The following is a 19,402-nucleotide window of genomic DNA, read 5'->3' as shown; positions in this document are numbered from 1 at the left end:
TAGCCCAGTTTAAAATAAACTGGGCTATTACTTTGCTGTCTATCATTTCCTTCGATTTAAGAAATCAACTAGGTTGTTTTCAGCTGGTTTCCTTTTCTCTCTTTACGATAAACTTTGTTTTGCTCTTTATCCTTTCCAGATTCCTCAATAAAATAAAGATCTTTTTCTTAACTAAAAAATGGTAAGAAAGTGGTTAAAAAGTAACGCTAAAGTTCGGTACCTGTCTTCCCCGTATGGATTAGGAAGGGATTAGGCACGCCATATGGAAACTGTCCACGAGGAGTGCCTGCCCCAATATTGTGTCAGATTTGTAAGAATCTGGTCCCAATTTGGTACAGGAAAGCATGCTATAATAGACAAAAAAGCATTTTTATTGGGGGAGTTTACAATTAAAAAATATATTTGGCTAATTATTATCGTTATGCTATTAAGTATATTCATTGTCGCTATTAATATATATGATGACTCTGGATTAGAGGCACCGGAATTTGAACCAACAGAAGAAGAAGAAGTTCTAATGGCTGAAGCTAGACAGGTAATTGAAGCATTTAACCAGGTTTATATTGCAGAAGACCAACAAGCATTTGAGGAGATTATAAACCAAACAACTACGAATTCAGATAATGTCGTTGCAAACTTACAAGTAGCGTATGATGGTGCCAAAGAAATCGGTTATTCTGATGTTAAAGTTGAATTCTCGGAAGAAAGTATTGAGGAAATAGCTGAAGACCAAAGTTCTTTCATGTACAAAGGTAGGGCAAACATTTCGCTAACAAAAGATAACGGCGACAAAGATGGCTACGATAATGTAGCAGAGTATCAGTTCAAACAGCTTGAAGATGGAACCTATAGAATAGAGAGCATTATAACGACGGGATAGATAGAGAAGGGGTCAGGCACTCGATAGGTACAACTGTCCACGAGTAGTGCCTGCCCCCAGTATTTTATTAAATTTCAATGCTGTTGTATAATTGATCTAAATAATAATTATTATGAGGTGGTTATAATGACTGCTGAAGAGATAATGAAGGCAATCGAGGAAATGGATAATGGGGAACGGATCAAATTACTTAATAAGTTATTTGATCATTACTTTGACAGCAGACCTCCAAAAGAGCAAATCTTAAAAGAAAAAGAGGAAATGTTTTGGGGGAAAGAGGATGAGTAAATCTGGCAAACGGGGAGAAATATGGACCGTTGAGTTAAATGGAAAAAGAAGACCTGCTGTTATTGTAAGCAATGATAATGTAATTGTAGAATTAGATCACTTAATACAGACCGTTACAAGTCAACAAATAAGAAATGAATTTGATATTGCGATTGAATATTGGGAGGAAGCAGGTTTAGATAAACCTTCTATTGTAAGAAGTTCGAAATGAAATACTGTCCATTTTTATGAGTTACTATTTAAAATCGGAAAATTACATGAACATGATTTAAAGAGGGTGTTAGCAACAATTCGAAGCTGTTTTTAATTTTATATGTATGATGTTGAGTATGGCTGACCGACATCTTTAACACCGAGTTATTCTATAAAACAGTTCAAACACTCACAAAATGTTGATATATCAATGTTTATGAGTGTTTTTATTTTGTGCAGAAAGGGTTGAGGCACTCGATAAACAACTGTCTACGAGTAGTGCCTGACCCCTATATTCAAGCGGAATTCGGTTCACCGGTATCTACCCTAAACACAAAAATCATTAAATACCATTATCGTAAAAGAAAGTAGGATAAACTAATCCGACTTTCTATTTATGTACCCAACTTTTTAAAACGATTACTGTTTTCCTTAGATTGCTTATGTTACATTAAACTTGATAAATAATGGCTGGAGAGAACTAAACATGGAAAAAGTTATGATCGTTGAAGATGATATGAAGATTGCAGAATACTTATGTTCCTATTTGGAAAAATACGGATATGAAGTCGTCATTGCCACAGATTTTGAAAACATAACAACTACCTTTCGTGATGTGCAACCTAAGCTCCTGTTACTCGACATTAATCTTCCTAGGTATGATGGGTACTATTGGTGTCGACAAATTCGAAAAGAGTCTATTTGCCCAGTGATTTTCATTTCAGCTCGGACAGGGGAGATGGATCAAATCATGGCATTAGAAAATGGGGGCGATGATTTTATTACGAAGCCGTTTCATCCTGATATTGTCATGGTAAAGGTCAGGAGTCAGCTCCGCCGTGCTTATGGGGAATATGCAACCAACAATGAGGAAAGGGTCATTACCCAAGAGGGCCTAAGCTTATATCCGGAGCGAATGGAGTTGCGATTTAAAAATGAAGTGACACAATTAACCAAAAAAGAAAATGACATTATTGAAAATTTACTGGAGCGTTACCCGCGTGTTGCTGGACGACAGGACTTATTGGCGAAGCTTTGGGATGATCAAGCCTTTGTCGATGAGAATACGTTAAATGTTAATATGGCGCGGGTTCGAAATAAGTTTCACAAATTAGGAATTGACAATGCTGTGGAGACAGTTCGAGGGGCGGGATACCGTCTGAAAATTACTTGGAAAGCGGGAGAAACATGAAATTATTTCTTCGTGAGCATTTGTTACTCATTGTGATCCAAGTCATTCAATGTGTTACCATTCCTATATTATTTTGGTTAGATGGTTATCGAGGTATAGGAGTAAGTATATACGCTATATTTCTGTCCCTCCTATTACTAACTGCCTTTCTCATCTATAAGTATAGTACTAGGAAGAACTTTTACCAAAGGTTGCAAAAACCAATAGAAACACAGGAAGAGTCACTGGAGATTACCGAACGAGCACCAGTATCAGAAGCACTCAATCAATTACTATCATCACAATATAGGTCCTATCAAGAGGAACTTCAAAAAGCAGAAGATAGACAGGATGAGCATTTGTTGTTTATGGATCGCTGGGTACATCAAATGAAGACACCGCTTTCTGTTATTGAGCTAACTGCACAATCATTGGATGAGCCAGAATCGTCTAGCATTCGTGAGGAAACGGACCGGATACGAAGTGGACTCCATACCATCCTTTATATGGCAAGACTCCGTACCATTGCAGAAGACTTTCATATTAAGCCAATCACCCTTTCCAAGCTGATACGTGATGTAAACCAGGATAACAAACGCTTTTACATTCGTAACGAAGTATACCCACAATTAAAGGAAGAAAATCCTAGAATACTAGTAGAGACTGATGAAAAGTGGCTTTTCTTCCTGTTAACGCAACTAGTACATAATGCGGTTACATATTCTGCTGGAAGAACAAATCGGCTCTACATATCTATTTATGAAAGAGCAGGGGAAGCGGTACTTGAAGTGAAGGACTTTGGGATTGGGATTCCAGTTGTGGACCAGAAGCGTGTTTTTAATAAATTTTATACGGGTGAAAATGGTAGGAACTATCGAGAGTCGACAGGTATGGGGCTTTATTTGGTTCAAGAAATTGCTGAAAGGCTTGAACACCGCCTTGAATTGGAGTCAAAGGTCGGGGAGGGAACAACCGTCCGGGTTATTTTTTCCGAAACGCAGAACCTTACATCAATGTAAGATTGGTGAAAGCATAATCGATCGTTTAACTGTAGCAACTTAGGCTATACTTTTGCTAGAAGAGGTTGTTCAAAAAGTCCGGGAAAAATCGCTTTGAATTTCTTCGTTGGCTAGCTTCTGTGTGCTTCACGTATATAAAAACATACGCTCCAGTACTTGAAGCTACGCCGCCTAGAACTTCCGACGCACACGATGTGCTAGTATCGGCGTTGCAACAGGACGTTGCGACATTAGCCGATGATTGCGCTTTTTGTCCTCCTTTTTGAACACGCACTAGAAGTTGTTAAAGGAGGAGAATGATTATGCTTAAACTCACGAAAGTAAGTAAGGTTTACGAAGGTAAAGTCGCTTATCGGGCGCTAACAGATATAAATGTTGAAATAGAGAAAGGCGAATTTGTAGCAATTATGGGTCCATCCGGAAGTGGAAAAACGACACTATTAAATATTATTTCCACAAATGATGCACCTACTACAGGGGAGGTAGTAATTGACGGGGAAAATCCGCATAAGTTGAAGAAAAATGCTTTAGCGAAATTCAGAAGAAATGAATTAGGATTTATCTTTCAGGATTTCAATTTACTGCATACCTTGACAGTCGAGGAAAATATTGTACTGCCACTTACATTAGATGGTACGCCTGTAAAAGAAATGAAGGAAAAAGCGCAAAAAATTGCCGACACCCTTGGCATCTCGTCCATTATGCATAAACGTACGTATGAAATTTCTGGCGGTCAGGCACAGCGGGTAGCCATTGCTAGGGCGATGATTCATGAGCCTAGGCTTCTGTTAGCTGATGAGCCGACAGGGAACCTAGATTCGAAAGCGGCAAAGGATGTCATGAACATGCTTGTATCCATCAATGAAACGGAAAAAACAAGCTTGTTAATGGTAACCCATGACCCACAAGCAGCCAGCTACGCCAACCGGGTTATTTTTATCCGTGATGGGAAGCTCCATTCAGAAATTCACCGTGGGGAGAGTAGACAAGCATTTTTCCACAAAATAATTGATATGCTCTCATTGATGGGGGGCGACGGCAATGACTTTTCGTCAATTCGCGTTTAATAATGTCTTACGGAACAAGCGATTGTATGTTGCCTACTTCCTTAGTAGTATGTTCACGGTGATGGTTTTCTTCACCTTTGCGATCTTTGCCTTTCATCCAACGTTTTCGGATGGGTCTGTTAATCAGAATGCATTGCTTGGTATGGCAGTTGCAGGCGGAATTATTTATGTGTTTTCGTTCTTTTTTGTCCTATACTCGATGAGCTCATTTTTACAGTCGAGAAAGAAAGAGTTTGGCTTGTTAATGATGTTAGGTGCCTCCAACAGACAAATTCGCCTGATGGTATTTTTGGAAAATATTTTAATTGGCTTTTTTGCTACAATTGGTGGAATTCTGATTGGTTTAGTGTTCGCAAAAGCCATTCTCTTAGTTGCTGAGAATGTATTAATTATTAGTGAATCACTGGATTTTTATTTTCCTACATTTGCCATTGTTGTAACATTTAGTAGCTTTTTCGTTCTATTTTTCTGTATATCCATTTTTGTTTCATTTATTCTTCGTACAAATAAACTGATTGACTTAATTAGAGGGGATAAACAGTCCAAAGGAGAGCCAAAAGCTTCTATTACTCTATCCATTCTTGCAGCACTACTAATCATCGCTGGGTATGGCACTGCGCTTTATGTGCAGGGTGTTCAAGTTGTATTTGCAATGATTCCGGTTATTCTTGTTGTTACACTAGGAACGTATCTGTTATTTACACAATTGAGTGTATACGTCATACACCGTTTGAAAAATAACAAAACCGTTTTCTGGCGGAAAACAAATATGCTACTGTTCTCTGATTTGTCCTTTCGAATGAAGGATAATGCTAGGACATTTTTTATGGTGGCCATTATATCAACGGTTGCATTTAGTGCAATTGGGGCATTATATGGGTTCCACTCTCTAATAACAAAAGGAGGAAAGGATTCTGATCTATATACCTATCAATATATTCCTTGGCTGGAGGATCGTGAAGAAGTGGTGAAGGAAGATGTTCGTAAAATGAACGCGATCTTGCAGGAGGATAAGGTAGAAACAAAGATGGAGGCCTTGGAGCTAACCTATTTTGAGCCAACGGAAGAAGTTGGGGAAGCGTTAATTGTAAGAGCCTCTGACTACAATCGTTTTGCGTCTTTAAACAAGGAAAACGAACTTAATCCAGGGGAGCATGAGTTTATTGTCGTAAAACAGAATGGTGTAGGGATGATGCAAGGATTAGGTGCCAGTGAAGATTTGATGGAAGCTACTATCGAACTAGATAACGGACAAGAGGTTAAACCAAGCAATGTAATAGAATCAGCGGTATTACCAAATGATAGTTATTATGTTGTCAATGACAACATCTATGAACAGCTTGGCTCACCGGTAAGAACTGATTGGAGTGTCGTGTGGAAAGCAAAAGAAGGACAACCGGATCAGAAGTTAATCGAAGCGGGAAGAAAGTTAACGGAACAATTGGAGGATAAGGCTTACTCCGTTGACTATCAACTTTATGAAATCAATAAAATGTATGGACCGATCTTATTTATCGGTTTGTTTATAGGAATTGTATTCTTTGTTTCAGCTGGGAGCTTTCTTTATTTCCGACTATTTACTGATTTAGAAGAGGAAAAGCGCAAGTTCCGTTCCATTGCAAAAATCGGATTAACACAGACGGAGTTGAATAAAGTAATCAACCGACAAGTTGCAATACTATTCTTTTCACCAATCGTTGTTGCTTTAATTCACGGTTCTGTTGCGCTTACTGCTTTGTCACACATGTTTCATTACGATTTAACGATTGAATCCACCTTCGTATTAGGAAGTTTCGCTTTGATTCAAGTTATTTACTTCTTCATTGTACGTTTTTTCTATGTGAAACAGGTAAAGAGAAGGGTGTTTTAAGTAAATTTTCCTAAAAGGGGTCAGGTGCTCGATATGGACAAGTGTCCACGGGAGTTCCTGGCCCCATTGCGCTCTAGTAATTGAATGATGCGGCCGCTCACATAATGATAATTTTTTGGACAGTGATTCAGAGTGTCTATGTTACAATTCGGGAAAAGGTAACGAAATGAGAGGAACGGGGTTCATAGTGAAGAAATTCCGGTATTTAATAACACGATTTCCAATGTTTTTCATTATGTCATCGATTGTAGTGGTATATAGCTCGATAACTCCTTTTAATGCGGTATTTCACGGTGAAGAGGTTGGCGGATATAATGACCCACTATGGTTGAAATTCTTATGTTCATTTTCATGACTTTTATCTATTCGTTTCCGTGGATTGTTGCTGTTTTAGTCATCTATTCAACGATCAAGCTTATAAGTTCGTTATTTCATTAATATCTTGGCAAAAGGGGTCATTTTATGTGAAATAAAGGAACAAATGTCTGCGAACCCTCCAAAATCACCGTCTTGAGCACGATTAGCGGCATAAATATCCGCTTCGATCCTCACTTCTGCTCATCTCCGTCATCTCTAATAGTTTAGTGGGACAAGTGCCCTGTCCCTTTGTCCCACAACATAAACTTGATCTATATCAAGGAATTTTTTTGGGAAAAGGAAGATACTTGATGTGTAGAAGCTGATTTTATTGTTCCCTAATAGTTCTTATAAAGGAGTGTTACATATGTCTGAGGAAAAATTGTCAGATTTAATTAATCCTGAAGCTGTCATTAATTTTGAAACTGGTGCGATTAAAGCAAGCACGTTGGATTCAATCATCAAACTTTTGCCATTTGAAATGGGCTTTTGCGATGAAAACGATATTTTCCGCTGGTATTCAAATAATCCAGATCGCGTGCATGGCCGCCGTAAGGAAGCGATTGGTCGCCATGTGCTTGAGCTTCATCCCGGAGTGGCTCACCACGTTGAAAAATTGTTGAATGATTTTCATTCAGGAAAACAAGATGAATGGGAATTTTGGTTCCCAAAACGTTCTGGTGAAACTGGTCAAATTTATCAAAAATTCATGGCAGTCCGTGATGAAAATGGAAACTATCTAGGTTGTATGGATGTGACCGTTAATATGGACCTTTTCCAAGGAAAAGAAGGTAAACATACCCCTGAAACGATTGATGAATTTATTGCTGTCAAACCTGAATAAAAACATATACCCTTCTCACTTGAGAAACACAGTGAATAGAGACTTTCACTGTGTTTTTCTTTATAATAATGTGATCTGGCCTTCCATTAGGAAAAGGTCAACTGGAGGGCATTGATCCCGGAATTCATACATAAATAGACCTCTAAAGGAGAATATATAGTTGAACTTGATAATGTAGGAGGTCATCATTGTGCAAAATCAAAATCAAAACCAGGTGCCAGGAACGACAAATATGTCGCCAAATATGGCGAACCAAGCGACTAATCATAATCATGGTGCACATGAAATTCTTGATTCCCATGAATTAATCGGTTGTTTAATTGGGGTGTTAGAGCATTATCAGTTATACGATCAAAATATTCAAGATAAAGAACTAAAGGATATTTTGCAGCGTCAATCTTCTTTTTTAACACAATTGTATAACACGGTTGTAGAAAGTTTTAGTACGGGTAAAGATCCATCGGTACCAACGCAACAATATAATATGCAGCAAAGTAATGAAGTAACTTATGGATTACAAGCCGGTCAACCGAAGAAACCAAAACAGTCTGTCAGCGAGTTTACGGATGAATGTTATTCTTCTTTTATGTTAGGTCAAACAAAGGCAGCTTGCTCTACGTTTACGATGGCAGCGGCTGAGATGAACAATCCGGTCTTGCGTCGTGTAATTGCGGACAGTGTACCGAACTTGATTGAAATGAGCTATGAGCTATTTTTATATCAAAATAAAAGAGGATACTACCAAGTTCCGCAATTGAAGGAGCAAGATATGAATATTATGTTACAAGCTTATGCGACATCACCTCAACAAGGCATGCATTAATGTGTGCTGATTAGGAACAAATTCCAATGCTAAGTACTGCGAATGGCTATCGTTCCATAAGTACTTGGTATAGAATGAAAAAAAGGGCTGCGTTACCACTTTGCAAATGATTGCGTGGAGGCGCAGCCCGCTTCATGTATTCACTTGAAGCTAATCATAAATCGGTGAAAAGGACATTTGCTTAAGGTTGTATCGTCATCCCGTAAAAAGTATTGCCTCCATTCGTAGTTATCTGTTGCACCGTAGCTATTTAAATCGGGGTGCGCCCTGATCGAATCATATTTTTTCAGTCGCTTTCTTATACGGGCTTTTATTTTTTTGGCGCGTGTTTCGCATTTATTAAAAGTTTGCAATACCCACCGAGGTGTGATGGCAAGCATCATCGTTTCAAAATATCTGCTCTGACGGTTTGTATGTGCTGGCGTTGCACAATACATGAAATATCGTTCCTCATGGAAACAATACTCCCAAATTGGATCATGTGGGTTCATTGGGATATCCTCGGGCCATTTGGCATCATCAACAGTGGTTAATGCACGTAGCTGTTGCCAAAATAATTGCTCATAATCCTTAACTGTATAGGTGTTTTTGATTGCGTCTGGAAGTTGGAAAAAAATAATTAGTGACGTGTAGTCTCCGAAATCCTTTGATTTCTCTGTAAAGTCCCTCAATAGAGTAGCTAGTTGCTCAATGGTTGCATCATCCCGTGGATCACCAACAAATCCGTATCGTAATTGATTCATGGAGAAGCCAATTGTCGCTGGAATACAAGGGAATGGCTTGTCTTTATCCGTCATTTTTAATTCAAATTTTTCTATTATAGCCCTTTCGCAATTAGTTAAATGCTTGCGATTAGTAGGATTGTCTTGAAATAACCCATCAATTCGAATCACCCCCACCTCCCTATACTGTATTCAATCGAAAGGGAGAGGTGTGTGGGACAAGGGGACAGGTTCTTTGTCCCACTTGGCCGATCAATGTGTAAAAGAAAATCAGGCACTTGATATGGACAAGTGTGCACGGGAAGAGCCTATAGCCAAGGGACTTCATTTTATTGGAGTCTTACCTCTCTTTTAAACAAAATATCTGAATTTTGTGATAATATCTAAAGAGGCATGTTTATCTAAAACAGGAGGGAATACCTTTTGCTTAAGATAATGATTACTGCCATTACTTTTACCTTACTAATAGGTGGCTATTTTGGGAGAGGTTTTTTACTTCATGACCAGATAAAGCAAGATATGTTGATTCAAGTTTTGCGAAATTACGGGTCCGCTTATGAAGCGATGATATGGAAGTGTTCGAGCTCCAATTGGCACATGACGCTTCTGAAGCTCATGCAGCCAATCGTTTAATGGGATTGATTGAAATTCATGTACCAAGTGAGTATGATAAGCTAGATTTGTTTTTTGAGTCCCTTGGCATTGAAGAACGTAACATTACTTAAGAATATAACCCTTCTTCGAGATTATTAGAAAAAATAATAGACGGTTTTTGATGAAACAGGTTTTTCCAATTAGAATGTATACTTCAAAAAACGGCGGTAAAGGTGGATCAAGAAGTGGTCCATGCGACAGCTTTTGTTCTGGTAAAGAGCAGTTATAGCAGACGAAATTTTTTAGAGGAAAATAGTTAGGTCATGATTAACATTGGGGGCTGATGTTTTGATATTGTTTATTTTTTTAGCACTGATTTTACTTTTGGATGGAGCGGCTATCTATTTTCACAGTACTGGTAAAATAGCTTTATGGTTATCTGGAATAGTAATGGGGGTACTTGCCCCAATATTGGGGTATTCTTTAGGTTTTGTGTTCTTGCAACTTAGTAGAACTTTCGACCCGACCTCTACACATGAAGGTGCAGGGTATGCAGGTGCATTTATCGTTTTGGGATTGTTGGCCAACGCTATGATCTTTTTCATTATTGGTATCATTATAAAAATAGTTCATTATTTTAAATCTAAATAAACTAGTTAATTTGAAAAAGGGCCTAGGTACTTCAGTTGGCAACTGACCACGTGGAGTGCCTGCTCAATATTATGGATAAAATGAACCACTTTAAAGGAAGATGTTTTAGTAATCATGAAGTTGGGAATTAACTAATATAGGGTTAAATGGACTCACTCAAGCTATGAATAAAAACTGATCCCTTTTAAAAAAGTATGGAAAAAACATAGGAGGCATTCTGATGGCAAGAAAAGTACTTATGGTTGTAACCAATCATACAACGATTACCGATGATCATAAAACTGGGCTATGGCTAGAAGAATTTGCTGTGCCCTATCTAGTATTTAAAGAAAAAGGCTATGATATTAAAGTAACTAGCATAGAGGGTGGAGAAGTTGCCCTTGATCCCAACAGTATTGAAGAGAAAACAGAGTGGAAGGAAGCAGAAGCCGAGCTACAAGATACAGTGAAGCTTTCCAAACATGATGCTACTGGTTTTGACGCCGTATTTTTACCTGGTGGTCATGGTACAATGTTTGATTTTCCAGATAATGAAACATTACGCCATGTGTTACAACAGTTTGCAGAAGAAAATAAAGTGATTGGTTCTGTTTGTCATGGACCAGCCGGTTTAGTGAATGTGACTTATAAGGATGGAACGCCTTTAGTGAAAGGAAAGAAAGTATCTGCCTTCACTGATTCTGAAGAGAAAGAAATGCAATTGGAGCAACACATGCCTTTCCTATTAGAAGCAAAGTTACGTGAAAAAGGTGCTGACTTCCAAGCCGCCGAAAACTGGACAGATCATTCGGTAAGAGATGGGAATTTGGTAACTGGTCAAAATCCACAATCAAGCAAAAGTACAGCAGAAAAAGTTGTCGCAGCTTTGGAATCATAAATGTGAAAGGGGTCAGGTACGGATGGACAACTGTCCATGGGGAGTGCTTGACCCCAATACTGTAAGATACTAATTTTTATTGTTTTTAGCCAATTCCTCACGTATCCTTTTTAATTCTTTAGTCTGCTCAAGGATGTTATTGTTAACTTTCCTTATTGCATCGTATATGGCAAAAAGACCAAAAAAGATTAAAATTAAAAATAGTGAACCCATTTTATTTTTCCTTCTTTCCTATTGTTAAGAGTTTATAAGTCCCAAATACGAATAATACGATGCCCAAAATGAATAATAATCCAACAAACAAATTATCAAAGATACCAGGCATAATTAACGCACGAACGGAACCATTTCCATTCAAACGGACTGCATGATTTTCACTAGCATATATATAAACAGCAAAAAATCTTTCCAAAGTATATAAAATTCCACTCAAGCCGATTAAGCCAGTTCCTGTGAAAAAATAAACTTTCCCCAATGTTCATCATCCTCTTATTTTGTTTCAATGATAGCCTACCGTTCTTCAACTCCATAGCGAAATGGTGCTATCCCTTATTCAAGTTTCACTACCTAATTCACATTCCTTCACAATGTCACATCTCCCTCTCACTCTTTTTCCATCTTACATAACTGTACGTGATGTCTATTTAAGGTCAAATGAATACATCATTATTGGAATCTTATTCTTTTTACTAGTCTTAAAGTTTCAAATTATTCGATAAACTCAGTTTACACCTACTTACCTAATCAAGTAAATCTATTCAAAGCGATCGCTAACGAAATTCGCCCGCTCGTTTGTGGGGTCGTAATCATGTTGAAAATTAATCAAACTTGTATCACAAAGATCAGGATTGATTCCAAAATTATGTTGTTTTTTGCCTTGGCAAAGGGGGAGCAGGGCTTCCATATGGATAAGTCACGTGGAGGGGTTGCCCCCCCCTATAGCCTATGAATAAATTGTACAACTTTTCAATTATACTATATAATATTTAGTTATTCCCCCATTTAAATCTAAAACCACTTTTTTAAAAGTCGAAAGGAATGTTTAATTGTACATAATAGATGACTTGTAAGCTGCAGATCTTATTATAAGGATTATAAAAACTACACGAGGAGCTGAAAAAATGAAGAAATTAACTTTATTTTTATTTTTAACAATCGGCGCTATCTTATTGGGCGCTTGTGGAGCAGAAGAAAACGGTGAAGACAATAATGGTGCAGAAAATGGCGATACAGAAAATGACACAGTGATTACAATTGGTAATGCGCCTTACGATTACGAAACGCCACCAATTGAAATAACGAAACTTATTGCTGAAGAATATGGGTACGAGGTGGAAGTAATGGAAGGTGACGTTGCCTTTATGTTTTTATCTTTGACACAAAATGATGTAGACATTTGGCCTGGTGTTTGGCCTGAAATTCACCAAACATACTTAGATAAGTTTGATGGTGAGTTTGAAATGGGTTCTACGATCTATGATGAGGCACCAACTGGATGGGCTGTACCAACCTATGTGGAGGCAGACACGATTGGTGAATTAGTAGGGAACGAAGAGATGGTAAATGGTAAACTTATAGGTTTTGAACCGGGATCTGGTATGATGCTCACTACTGAAGAAGTTATCGAAGCTCATGGTTTAGACCTGGAGGTTGTGTCCGGTACAATGGCTTCCATGATGGCTGAGGTGGATTATGCAGTAAGTCAGGAGGAACCAATCCTTTTCCTAGGTTGGCGCCCGCATACCATGTTTAGAAATTATGATCTGAAAGTGCTTGAAGATGAAGAAGGTATTTGGGGTGTGGATAGTCAAGATTGGGGAGTAAGTAATGACTTTAAGGATAAAGCACCAGAAATCTACAACTTTGTTAATAATTTTGAGATGAGTATCGAAGAAGTTGAAGAGTACCTCTACAATAATCAGGATGAGGGCAAGGATGCGACAGAATTAGCTCAACAGTGGATTGATGATAATCGATCAGATATCGATGCTTGGTTAGAAGCAGAGTAAAAAGTAAGGGTGACATACATGTCGATAATAAAAGTTGAAAATCTATACAAAGTCTTTGGTAAAGAACCAAATCGAGCAATTGAAATGGTCAATGAAGGCCACAAAAAAGATGAAATAATGGCAAAAACTGGAACAACAATTGGTATAAATAATGTATCATTCGAAGTTGAAGCGGGGGAATCCTTTGTTGTAATGGGCCTATCTGGTAGCGGAAAGTCTACACTTATCCGTTGCCTTAATCGGCTTATTGAACCTACCTTGGGCTCCATCTCCATTCACGATAAAGATATCACTAAGATGGATAAAAATGAACTTAGCGAGCTACGCAAGGAAAGTGTTAGTATGGTTTTCCAAAACTTTGCCATCTTTCCACATTATACAGTGTTGGAAAACGCATCATACGGACTAAAGGTAATGGGGGTTGCCAAAGAAGAAAGAGAACAAAAGGCTCTAGAATCCCTGGAAGCAGTTGGTTTAAAAGGTTGGGAAAACTATTATCCTTCCAAATTAAGTGGTGGTATGCAGCAACGTGTTGGACTTGCACGTGCATTAGCTACAGATCCTGATATTCTTCTGATGGATGAGGCCTTTAGTGCGCTGGATCCTTTAATCAGAAAAGACATGCAAACAGAATTATTAGAGCTTCAAGATAAACTTCAAAAAACAATTATCTTTATTACACATGATTTAGATGAAGCACTTCGATTAGGGGATCGTATCGCCCTTATGAAAGATGGAGAGATCGTTCAAATTGGAACACCAGAGGAAATTATGATGTCTCCAGCTACTGAATATGTGGAGAAGTTTGTTGAAGATGTTGACAGATCAAGGGTCCTAACTGCAGAAATGATTATGAAAAAATCGTCAACCGTTATCCATTATCCAAAAGATGGTCCACGTGTGGCGTTGCACAGAATGAAAGAAAATGATATTTCGAGTATTTTCGCAGTTGATAAACAGAACCGATTGATTGGAATCGTGATGGCAGAAGATGCTTTAACAGCCATTGAAAGTAATGAAACAAGTCTTGATTCCATTATTCAAAAGGATATTCCAACAGCATTACCGGATACACCATTAAAGGAAATGTTTGCACTGATGACCGGTAAAAATGTGCCGCTCGCAGTTGTGGATGAAGATTCTAAATTTAAAGGCATTGTTGTACGTGGAACTGTTATGGCAAAGCTTGCTGAGGGAGGTAATGCCAATGATTGATTTTTTCATACCACTAGAGGATTGGATTAACATAGGGTTTGAAAAAGTAACCTATTATCTTAGTCCATTCCTACGGGCGGCAAGTAATTTTCTAGAAATCATTATTGGTGGTTTTGAAGATCTTTTGCTTTGGCCACCTGAAATTGTCATTATGATCGTAGTTGCGCTATTAGTATGGATATTGGCTAGTTATCGTTTGGCAATCTTTGCATTTGTAGGACTTTTGCTCACATTCGGTTTAGATATATGGGAACCTACTATGGCTACGGTTGCTTTAGCCTTATCCGGGACCGCGGTTTCGCTACTAGTTGGGGTACCGTTAGGAATTTTTGCTTCACAAAGTAATGTAGTAGAACGAATTCTGAGGCCAATTTTGGACTTTATGCAAACACTACCTAGTTTTGTTTACCTCATTCCTGCAGTTATGTTTTTTGGAATGGGCAAAGTATCTGCTTTGGTTGCGATCATGATTTTCGCAATGCCTCCTGCTGTCCGACTAACTACTTTAGGTATTCGTGAAGTATCAGGTGAAATGGTTGAAGCAGCGAGAGCATTTGGATCTGGTCGATGGCAAACATTGAAAGATGTTCAACTACCTCTTGCAATACCAACCATTATGGCTGGGGTTAATCAATGTATCATGATGGCACTTGCCATGACCGTTATTGCTTCCATGATTGGTGGAGGTGGTCTTGGAAACGTCGTGTTACGCTCCATGCAGACACTTAACATTGGTATGGGGGCTGTCGGAGGTTTAGGAATCGTTATTCTAGCTATTTTACTTGACCGTCTGACAGAAACTATATCTAAAAAGGTGAAAAAAGATTAAACGGGGTCAGTGACCCCTTGGGAATACAAGTGTCCATCTAAGAAGGACAGTTAATAAGTGCTATTATGTTTTCCTAGTGTCATATGTTCACCAACAAAGGATTTATAGAAGAAAATGAAAAGGAGAGTCAATCACTTAGATGAAATGATTAACTCTCCTTTGTATTATCGTAAAGGACATGGGTCAGGCACTCCATATGGACAAGTGTCCACGGGGAGGGTCACTGACCCCATGTCTAAATATGGTGGTGTCCTCAGTCATATCATTGTGTACAAACACTCTCTCTAATGATAACTTTAAGCGCTGAGACAAAGGTATGATGATTACCCACCGTCTTTATGTAATATATACATTACTACTATTATGTGAAACGTATTGAGAAACAAGATTTTTCGGGACGTTCCAGGCACTGTTATTCAAAAAACAGAGCAGGGTATTGGCAAAAATCTACTTTCCGTTGACCTTTATAAAAATACTCTCTATAATAATACATGTACTAAACAAATGTAAAGGAGATTATTAAAAAGTGACACACTCTATGAGACTTCGTTTCCCAGCTTTGAACCAGTAATTGAATACGGTCAAAGACTCTGTTTGTTTGGACAGAGTAAACGGGATAAGTATGTCCTTTTTTAATAGTCTTCATGTCAACTAAATGATGGAAGTGTGAAGAAAGGAGATGAGTCTACCTTTCTTTTTTGTAGCATAGGAAATTATAAAATGGAATGGTTGTGGACAACTTTTATCCTTGCATCGGCCACGTCCAGCTCCAGCGCCCAACGACTAGCGAGACTTCCCTCACCTCCGTACGATAAGTCAACATCGACTTCCTTCGGTCGTCGTGTTTCCTTTATCTCCTACGGCTCAGTCCAGTCCGTACGTCGCTACCCGGGCGCTTGCGCTTTTGTTCTATGTTATATCCACATATATGATTTGATGACACATACGGATATGTTCCCATTTACTCGAAATCACAGACAGATGTCTGTGATTTTTTATTTTACTTAAATATGGAGTGATTCTGAATGTGTATGTTACTTTTCTATTGATACGAGCTTCGTTTTAAAAAAGCTCGTATCGATCCTAGCTATCGATACGAAAGGATAAAAATTTCGGGAGGTAGCAATGATGGAACAAATTTGTTTTGAATTAGAAAATGTCGAAGTGAGTTATTTAGATAAAGAAATTATAAAAATTGATCGTTTAGCTATTCACCAATTTGACCGTATAGGGATTGTTGGTAAAAACGGTGCAGGAAAAAGTACGTTGTTAAAATTATTGGCGGGACATGTTCAACCAACAAAAGGTATGGTGCACCGTCATGTGGCGTGTGGCTACTTTGAACAACTGGAAGCACCATCAGCCATACCGGCCAACGAAGTCGATCCAGTTTTGCTTGGAAAATTAGATATACCAAAAGACTCGGTTCAGTTAAGCGGCGGAGAGCAAACAAGGATGAAACTCGCCCAGTTGTTTACGCCTTATTACGAATCATTGCTCATCGATGAGCCGACAACGCACTTGGATCAACAAGGCATTTCCTTTTTGTTAGACGAACTTCGTTATTATTATGGGGCGCTTGTATTAATTAGTCATGACCGTGTTGTGCTAGACGAATTAGTTACGACGATTTGGGAAATTGATGATGGAAAAGTGAGTGTTTACTCAGGAAATTATAGTGAATACGTCGCTCAAAAGGAGTTAGAACATAAACAACAGCAAGAAGCCCATGAACAATTTATAAAAGAAAAGGCTAGACTCGAAAAAGCAGCGCAAGAAAAAATGGCAAAAGCAAAGAAGGTTGCTCAGGCGGGGCAGATGTCTAAAAGGGAAGCAAATGCTAAACCGGATAAATCGTTTATGACAAAGTCCAAGGGATCGAGTCAAAAAGCGATGCAACGTACCGCAAAAGCGATCGAGAGCCGGATGGAAAAACTGCAGGAAGTAAAAGCTGTAAAAGAAGAGAGACCAATTGTTTTCCATCAATCAAAAGCGGTAGAATTGCATAATAAGTTTCCCATTATGGCAGACAGATTTACGCTTCAAGTGGAGAACAACGTATTATTAGATGAAGTTAGTTTCCAACTGCCACTTGGTCAAAACATTGCAATTACTGGAAACAACGGTAGTGGGAAAAGTACCTTGCTACAACATATTGCAAATCATGATCCTAGTTTAACGATTTCTCCAAAAGCAAAAATGGGTTATTTCAAGCAAATGAGTTATCAATTTACTAGTAATGAAACAGTTTTACAATTTGTGAAAAATCGATCCGAATATAATGAAGCCTTTTTACGGAGTGTATTACATTCGATGCGGTTTGTTGGGACAGATATACAAAAAAATGTGAAAGCATTAAGTGGTGGAGAAGCGCTTCGACTCCAACTTTGTCAGCTGTTCTTAGGGGAGTATAATATTTTATTATTAGATGAACCAACCAATTTTTTAGACATCCAAGCAATTGAAGCATTAGAAACGTTTATTTCCGGATATGAAGGCACGATTCTTTTTGTTTCGCATGATAAACAATTTATTGAAAATGTAGCAGATGTACAGTTGACGATTGATGATAAAAAAATAATTCATAGTGGAAACTAGGTTGCTGCAGATATAATTTAGTTAAAAACGCTTAGATTTAATCTGAGCGTTTTTTTTGCTTGTTAAAGGATTGTCGGTGAAAATAACATTGTGGTGCCTGTCACCCCATACAAAGTTTCATTCTCATCCAGTTGGGTAAGACTATAGAAGGTTGAAAGTTGATGTAGAGGTTCAATCCATAGAAAAGAGGAGTGTTACAATGCAATCATTAAAAGGAAAAACAGCATTAATCACAGGTGCTGGTAGAGGAATTGGCAAAGCAACAGCGATCGCCCTTGCTAAAGAGGGAGTAAATATCGGACTCGTCGGCCGTACAATGGAAAATATTGAAAAAGTAGGCGAGGAACTCAAACAATATGACGTGAACATTTCGGCAGCAACAGCGGATGTATCAGATAACGAAGCTGTCACGCATGCGGTGGAGCATATTCAATCCGACTTAGGACAAGTGGACATTTTGATCAACAATGCTGGAGTTGCTAAATTTGGAGGATTTTTAGACCTAGAGCCAGACGAGTGGGAAAACATTATTCGTGTGAACCTGATGGGCGTGTATAACGTAACAAGAGCAGTACTGCCGGAGATGATCGAACGACAATCAGGAGATATCATCAACATCTCTTCGACTGCCGGACAAAAAGGCGCACCAGTAACAAGTGCTTACAGCGCATCCAAGTTCGCGGTGATGGGATTAACCGAATCGTTGATGCAAGAGGTTCGAAAACATAACATTCGCGTTAGTGCGTTAACACCTAGTACGGTTGCCACCGACCTAGCAAATGAAGCGAACCTTATTAAAGGCGATGTCGAACGCGTCATGCATCCAGAAGACCTTGCATACTACATCGTTTCTCAACTAAAGCTTGATCCAAGAGTTTTTGTGAAAACAGCAGGACTCTGGTCAACAAATCCATAAAAATGGGACAAGGGGACAGGTTCTCTGTCCCGGCTCTAGGTACCTGGTACATCTTATGGACACATGTCCACGAGGAGTAGCAGGTGCCTTTTTTGTATATTAAAAAAGCAAGCAACTGTGTACTTGTGGTTTTAGGTGTCGTTGAAAGGTGTGGAATATATTGGTGTTTGAATAAGGGATAAGGTTATAATAGATATGTAACTACATAGCGTGGTAGGCGGTTGGCCACTTCCCGACTGAAGGGAGGTGGTATCATGACGACATATGAAGCGATCACTGTAGCACTACAACCTAACTTAGTTTTAGTAGCTGGTATTACAGTTGTATTTATGATCGTCTCAAACAGAAAAAGTAACCGTCCTGCCCCCGACCAAAGGAATAGGAAAGGTTACTTATTTCTAGACTTGGTCAGCCGCTCTTCATGCGGCATGTAGTTACACATTGACAGAGTGTAGTTACGCTCTGTCATTTTTATTATAT

Annotated in this window: 21 protein-coding genes; 19 read left to right on the top strand and 2 right to left on the bottom strand. The window is 38.6% G+C overall.

All coding sequences use genetic code 11. From position 1 onward, the window contains the following. Window positions 1–373 precede the first annotated feature (373 nt). The 9 genes from FCI53_RS14145 to FCI53_RS14110 all read left to right on the top strand — a co-directional run bounded on the left by FCI53_RS14145 (window position 374) and on the right by FCI53_RS14110 (window position 8,511). On the top strand, window positions 374–880 hold the full coding sequence (locus FCI53_RS14145; protein WP_138419713.1) for a hypothetical protein: 507 nt from the start codon (window positions 374–376) through the stop codon (window positions 878–880). A gap of 126 nt (window positions 881–1,006) precedes the next feature. Next, on the top strand, window positions 1,007–1,168 hold the full coding sequence (locus tag FCI53_RS21530) for a hypothetical protein (RefSeq protein WP_171038192.1): 162 nt from the start codon (window positions 1,007–1,009) through the stop codon (window positions 1,166–1,168). After that, entirely contained in the window at window positions 1,161–1,379 is a 219-nt protein-coding gene (locus tag FCI53_RS14140) for a type II toxin-antitoxin system PemK/MazF family toxin (RefSeq protein ID WP_246050117.1), read from the top strand. The genes FCI53_RS21530 and FCI53_RS14140 overlap by 8 nt, the downstream gene beginning before the upstream one ends. 468 nt (window positions 1,380–1,847) lie before the next feature. After that, complete coding sequence (locus tag FCI53_RS14135; RefSeq protein WP_138419712.1) at window positions 1,848–2,552, top strand: response regulator transcription factor; 705 nt, start codon at window positions 1,848–1,850, stop codon at window positions 2,550–2,552. Beyond that, on the top strand, window positions 2,549–3,550 hold the full coding sequence (locus FCI53_RS14130) for a sensor histidine kinase (protein ID WP_138419711.1): 1,002 nt from the start codon (window positions 2,549–2,551) through the stop codon (window positions 3,548–3,550). The genes FCI53_RS14135 and FCI53_RS14130 overlap by 4 nt, the downstream gene beginning before the upstream one ends. 302 nt (window positions 3,551–3,852) lie before the next feature. Beyond that, window positions 3,853–4,617, top strand: a complete 765-nt coding sequence (locus FCI53_RS14125; RefSeq protein WP_138419710.1) for an ABC transporter ATP-binding protein — start codon at window positions 3,853–3,855, stop codon at window positions 4,615–4,617. Further along, on the top strand, window positions 4,592–6,487 hold the full coding sequence (locus FCI53_RS14120; RefSeq protein ID WP_138419709.1) for an ABC transporter permease: 1,896 nt from the start codon (window positions 4,592–4,594) through the stop codon (window positions 6,485–6,487). Before FCI53_RS14125 ends, FCI53_RS14120 begins: the two co-directional genes overlap by 26 nt. A 724-nt stretch (window positions 6,488–7,211) precedes the next feature. Further along, window positions 7,212–7,688 (top strand): PAS domain-containing protein, encoded by a 477-nt coding sequence (locus FCI53_RS14115; RefSeq protein WP_138419708.1) that lies wholly within the window; start codon window positions 7,212–7,214, stop codon window positions 7,686–7,688. A gap of 190 nt (window positions 7,689–7,878) precedes the next feature. Further along, window positions 7,879–8,511: a spore coat protein gene (locus FCI53_RS14110; RefSeq protein ID WP_246050116.1), complete on the top strand. Its 633-nt coding sequence runs from the start codon at window positions 7,879–7,881 to the stop codon at window positions 8,509–8,511. A 140-nt stretch (window positions 8,512–8,651) separates the two neighbouring features. On the opposite strand, the gene FCI53_RS14105 is transcribed toward FCI53_RS14110, so the two are convergent. Continuing rightward, window positions 8,652–9,401 (bottom strand): YqcI/YcgG family protein, encoded by a 750-nt coding sequence (locus tag FCI53_RS14105; RefSeq protein WP_425457184.1) that lies wholly within the window; start codon window positions 9,399–9,401, stop codon window positions 8,652–8,654. Between the two features lie 401 nt (window positions 9,402–9,802). Between FCI53_RS14105 and FCI53_RS21525 the strand changes: the two genes are divergently transcribed. The 3 genes from FCI53_RS21525 (at window position 9,803) to FCI53_RS14095 (ending at window position 11,355) form a co-directional block, all read left to right on the top strand. Beyond that, a complete protein-coding gene (locus tag FCI53_RS21525; protein WP_171038190.1) occupies window positions 9,803–9,958 on the top strand; it encodes a hypothetical protein in 156 nt (51 codons plus the stop codon). 217 nt (window positions 9,959–10,175) lie between these two features. Then, window positions 10,176–10,478, top strand: coding sequence for an inner-membrane translocator (locus FCI53_RS14100; protein WP_138419706.1), 303 nt, complete (start codon window positions 10,176–10,178; stop codon window positions 10,476–10,478). A 220-nt stretch (window positions 10,479–10,698) separates the two neighbouring features. Beyond that, a complete protein-coding gene (locus FCI53_RS14095; RefSeq protein WP_138419705.1) occupies window positions 10,699–11,355 on the top strand; it encodes a type 1 glutamine amidotransferase domain-containing protein in 657 nt (218 codons plus the stop codon). 214 nt (window positions 11,356–11,569) lie between these two features. On the opposite strand, the gene FCI53_RS14090 is transcribed toward FCI53_RS14095, so the two are convergent. Next, window positions 11,570–11,830: a hypothetical protein gene (locus FCI53_RS14090; protein ID WP_138419704.1), complete on the bottom strand. Its 261-nt coding sequence runs from the start codon at window positions 11,828–11,830 to the stop codon at window positions 11,570–11,572. Window positions 11,831–12,476: 646 nt separating this feature from the next. Between FCI53_RS14090 and FCI53_RS14085 the strand changes: the two genes are divergently transcribed. The 7 genes from FCI53_RS14085 (at window position 12,477) to FCI53_RS14055 (ending at window position 19,356) form a co-directional block, all read left to right on the top strand. Next, complete coding sequence (locus tag FCI53_RS14085; protein WP_138419703.1) at window positions 12,477–13,364, top strand: glycine betaine ABC transporter substrate-binding protein; 888 nt, start codon at window positions 12,477–12,479, stop codon at window positions 13,362–13,364. 18 nt (window positions 13,365–13,382) lie between these two features. Continuing rightward, window positions 13,383–14,579 carry a quaternary amine ABC transporter ATP-binding protein gene (locus tag FCI53_RS14080; RefSeq protein ID WP_138419702.1) on the top strand — a complete coding sequence of 399 codons (1,197 nt, stop codon included), beginning with the start codon at window positions 13,383–13,385 and terminating at the stop codon, window positions 14,577–14,579. Continuing rightward, the gene (locus tag FCI53_RS14075; protein ID WP_138419701.1) at window positions 14,572–15,408 is read left to right on the top strand and encodes an ABC transporter permease; all 837 of its coding nucleotides are present in this window, start codon (window positions 14,572–14,574) and stop codon (window positions 15,406–15,408) included. The genes FCI53_RS14080 and FCI53_RS14075 overlap by 8 nt, the downstream gene beginning before the upstream one ends. Window positions 15,409–15,934: 526 nt before the next feature. Continuing rightward, window positions 15,935–15,979: an erythromycin resistance leader peptide gene (locus FCI53_RS22230; RefSeq protein WP_121128006.1), complete on the top strand. Its 45-nt coding sequence runs from the start codon at window positions 15,935–15,937 to the stop codon at window positions 15,977–15,979. Window positions 15,980–16,536: 557 nt separating this feature from the next. Beyond that, window positions 16,537–18,006, top strand: a complete 1,470-nt coding sequence (locus tag FCI53_RS14065) for an Msr family ABC-F type ribosomal protection protein (protein ID WP_138419700.1) — start codon at window positions 16,537–16,539, stop codon at window positions 18,004–18,006. 199 nt (window positions 18,007–18,205) lie between these two features. Next, a complete protein-coding gene (locus FCI53_RS14060) occupies window positions 18,206–18,922 on the top strand; it encodes a 3-ketoacyl-ACP reductase (RefSeq protein ID WP_138419699.1) in 717 nt (238 codons plus the stop codon). Window positions 18,923–19,176: 254 nt separating this feature from the next. Next, window positions 19,177–19,356: a hypothetical protein gene (locus tag FCI53_RS14055; protein WP_171038183.1), complete on the top strand. Its 180-nt coding sequence runs from the start codon at window positions 19,177–19,179 to the stop codon at window positions 19,354–19,356. Window positions 19,357–19,402 lie beyond the last annotated feature (46 nt).

Source organism: Aquibacillus sediminis, from assembly GCF_005870085.1.
GTDB classification, from domain to species: Bacteria; Bacillota; Bacilli; order Bacillales; family Amphibacillaceae; genus Aquibacillus_E; species Aquibacillus_E sediminis.
The sequence above is the reverse complement of the archived record's forward strand: the minus strand, read 5'-3'. Positions and strand labels throughout refer to the sequence as shown.